At 52.5% G+C, this 3,932-nt stretch carries 3 protein-coding genes; 1 reads left to right on the top strand and 2 read right to left on the bottom strand.

Annotation, left to right across the window (positions count from 1 at the left end):
• Positions 1 to 630 (top strand): hypothetical protein (locus BP822_RS06040; RefSeq protein WP_286877959.1); only part of this gene is annotated, 630 nt, incomplete at its 5' end.
• Between the two features lie 1,487 nt (positions 631 to 2,117).
• Here the strand turns inward: BP822_RS06040 and BP822_RS06035 are convergent.
• Positions 2,118 to 2,918 carry an ATP-binding cassette domain-containing protein gene (locus tag BP822_RS06035; protein ID WP_273278300.1) on the bottom strand — a complete coding sequence of 267 codons (801 nt, stop codon included), beginning with the start codon at positions 2,916 to 2,918 and terminating at the stop codon, positions 2,118 to 2,120.
• Complete coding sequence (locus BP822_RS06030) at positions 2,909 to 3,844, bottom strand: ABC transporter ATP-binding protein (protein ID WP_286877958.1); 936 nt, start codon at positions 3,842 to 3,844, stop codon at positions 2,909 to 2,911. The genes BP822_RS06035 and BP822_RS06030 overlap by 10 nt, the downstream gene beginning before the upstream one ends.
• Between the last annotated feature and the right edge of the window lie 88 nt (positions 3,845 to 3,932).

Here is a 3,932-nt window from a genome sequence, read left to right as displayed (position 1 = left end):
CGGGAGCTGGAGGCATTTCTCTATGCAGACGGCAGCTTCGAGAAGAGCAAAAAGGTGGGAAAGGAGAGCAGTGCTGAGCTGGGTACGATAAAGCTCAAAGAGGGCATTCACAATCTATCGGTCAGATGGCAGGATGATGATACCAGAATAGAGTATGAAAAGACGAAAAAGCTAATGGTAAAGCGCGATGAGGTGGTCATATTCTATGCCCCCAAAGGGGTATCCTTTGAGGCTAAGAATGCCTCCTCTGGAGCAGAGTATCGCTCCTCTGAGGATAGCGATGAAAAAGCGAGCACAAAGGATGAGCAGATCGATAAAGAGGATCCCGTTGACAAGCCGGATGATGGCAGCGAGAATGCTTCAAAGACCGATCGTGCATCTGCAGAGGTCGATGATGAGAAGAAGGGAGCAAAGGGCGATGCTATTGAGATGAAAGATGATGCTTCAAGCCGGTATGGGAGTGAATCGAGTGCCAGCACAGATAACTCTCTGCAGGATAGCTCGAGGGGAAAAAGCTCCCCAGCAAAGAATGCCAACTCCATGATCGGAGGCTCATTGGAGGACGGAAATCGACTGTACATCTATGCGGCATTGATCATGCTGACGATCTATCTTCTCTTAAGGCATTGAGATGATCAGAGCCTTTTTGATCCTGATCTTGGCGGTCTCCACCGCTCAGGCAACAGTCTGGGGCCAGGGGGTCTCCGGCGAGCTTCACTGGAAAGAGCAATTGACATTGGAGGACTACACCCTGACCCTGGCCGACTTCTCCCTGGAGGAGAAGCTCATGGTCTTGGTGGAGCTGCAGGAGGATGAACGCCCCATTGCTCGCCGGGCTCTTCATGCTGGCGAGTGGTTCGTCATAAACGATTCCTTGAGGATCAGCGCCCTGAAGATCGTAGAGGGAGCGGACAAGGATGAGCCTTATGCCATTGTGAGAATGCAGCTTCCCAGCGCCCCGGAGATATCTCTGATTTTAAGCTTCGATAACGATATCTACCGGGGCGGTGAGGACATCAAAATGCTGCTGTCCGTGGAGAATCGAGGCGCAGTGGATGCAGAGGACCTGAGGATAATCGTGGATTCCAATCCGCCTATATTCAGCAGGTGGATCAACATATCAAGCCTTTTGGCGGGATCTGCCTGGGATGAACAGAAAAAGACGGCCCAAACCGATCCCATCAGGATCGATCTGGTGGCTCCATATCTGCTCGANNCCCACCAGTCATGGGGCGGCGGCAAAGCGCATATATCCGGCCCTCTCCGGCTTTACAAGAGGGTTGAAGAGACACAGGAGTTATCTGAAAGCTACTATGTGATCAATTCCCTCAGCAACTATGGAAACAGGACATTTTCCGTGGATCTGTCCGACTCCACGGGAAAGGAATTTCACAGCAATGAAACCCTCCAGTGGAAGATCGTCCTTGAGCCGGGTCAGACGAAGACGGTCAGCTATTGTATCAAGCCCATAGAGCCAGCCATGGGCATCTCTCTTCCTGATGCCGTAGCCTCGTTCCGCATGGGGGAGAGGATTTACACCATCCATTCCAACAGGCCGGTGATAGATGTTACCGGACCCTTGATCGATGCCAAGAGAAGCATCAGCCCCAAGAGGGTAAAGGCAGGCGAAGAGGTGATGATATCTTTGGAGCTGGAGAATCGAGGCAACAGAAAAGCGGTGCTGACGATGGCGGAGATGGTTCCCCAGGGAGCAGAGCTGATCTCGGGAGAGCTGAATGAATCCTTCATGCTCTCCCCAGGCGAGAAGGCCGCCCGGAAGATTCGGCTGCGGGTGATGGATCCGGATGGAATCAGCATTCCCTCCTCCATGGTGAGATATCGGGATGTTCGGGGGAATGATTATAGCACCAGAACTTCTGCCCTCCGGGTTACAGTGCAGGAAGAGGAGGTGAGCAGCCCGTCCGATCCTTCCCGGAATGATACCGGCGGAAGTGGAATGTCCAAAGTGAGCGATCTGGGAGATGGCCAGGCAGATTATCCATCGCCTGATCGCGAGAACCGGGATGATGAACGGCTAATTCCAGGGAGCATTGATCATCGAGTGGTTGAGAGCGGATCCGGCCTGGGGCATAGGTTATCGATTTTATTGATACTGATCATATTGTTGCTCTCAGTGGCTCTGGGTCGATACCTTTGAGCTGGTCACAAATTCTCTCTCCTGTGGCATCTGATGCCCTGCTGTATCTCGTCTGCTGCACAATATCCGTTATCCTTCCCTCATTCATAACGGCAATGCGATCGCTCATATGTCTTACCACCTCCGTATCATGGGAAATGAAGAGCATTGTCAGGCCGAACTTTCTTTTCAGATCCATCATAAGCCTCAATATCTGGGCCTGAACAGAGACATCCAGCGAGGCGGTTGGCTCATCTGCGACGATGAACTCCGGATTTATCGCCAGGATTCTGGCCAGGACTACTCTCTGGTTCTGCCCGCCGCTGAGCTGATGAGGAAAGCGGTTGATATGCTCTGGATTCAGGCCCACGACATCTACAAGCTCTAAAACCCGATCTCTGATCTCAATTTTGGTCATATTTCCCTGCAGCTTTAGCCGGAAGGGCTCAGCTATGCTCTCTCCGATGCGCATCCTGGGATTGAGAGATGACTCGGGATCCTGAAAGATCATCTGCATCCTGGGGCGAAGCTTTCTCATCTCTTTTCTATTCAGCCTGGTTATATCCCTACCATCAAAGATTATGCTGCCGGATGTGGGCTCGATGAGCCGCAGGAGCAGACGGCCTACGGTGGTCTTGCCGCAGCCGCTCTCTCCCACCAGGCCAAGGGTCTCGCCCTGATCGATATGAAATGAAACGCCATCTACCGCTCTGGAGCATTGCTTGTTTATCAATCCAGAGGAATAATGCTTTCTCAGATCTCGAACCTCTATCAGCCGCATAAGAAACACCTCGATGAATGCCCGTTCTCCAGCCGCATCATCTGGGGATGCTCGCTCTTGCAGACCTCCATCGCATAGGGGCAACGGGGATGGAATCTGCAGCCAGAAGGAGGATCTATGAGGGATGGGCTGGATCCGGATATGGGATGCAATCCCCGGCTTGGCAGCGAGCGTATGAATCCCTGGGTATAAGGGTGCTGGGGATCGTTCAATATGGTCTCTGCCGCAGCCTCCTCCAAAATCTCACCTGCATACATGACTGCAATCCGGTCGCATATCTCCCCTGCAGCGGCAAGATCATGGGTTATCATGAGCATCGATCGCCCGGTGGTCATGTCCCTTATCAGGTTGACGATCTCCGCTTTGGTGCGGGCATCAAGCCCTTTGGTGGGCTCATCGGCGATAACAAAAGAGGGATGGCTGGCCAGACCCATAGCGATCATCACCCTCTCCTTCATCCCTCCGGAGAGCTCATGAGGATACTGATCTGCCCTCCTCTCCGCCTCGGGAATCATGGCCGCTTCCAGCATCTGCACCGCTCTGGCTTTTGCCTCCTTTTTGCCCAGGCCCTTATGCAGACTGATCACCTCAGCGATCTGGTCCCTCACCTTTAAGACGGGATTGAGGGAGGTGGTGGGATTCTGCAGGATCATGGCGATCTCCCTACCTCGCAACTGCCTCATCTCCTCCTCTGTCAGACGGAGGAGGTCATGTCCATTGTAGATTATCTGGCCTTCCACCCCGGCCGAGGAAGGCAGCAGGCGAATGATGGACATGCCAAGCACAGTCTTGCCGCAGCCGGTCTCGCCGATCAGCCCCAATCTCTCGTTGTATTTTATTTGCAGGTCCACTGAATTCACCGCTTTGACCAGGCCGTCTGGTGAGGAGAAATGGGCCTTGAGATCAATTATGTCGAGCATAACCATTGATAGACTGAGATGATTTCATCATAATAAAGATTGCTACACAATTAACATTTGTCACTCGTTATTAACAAAATATTAAATTTGGTGA

This window comes from Methanosaeta sp. UBA458 (assembly GCF_002496085.1).
Lineage (GTDB): Archaea > Halobacteriota > Methanosarcinia > Methanotrichales > Methanotrichaceae > Methanothrix > Methanothrix soehngenii.
This window is presented reverse-complemented; position numbering and strand designations above follow the sequence as displayed.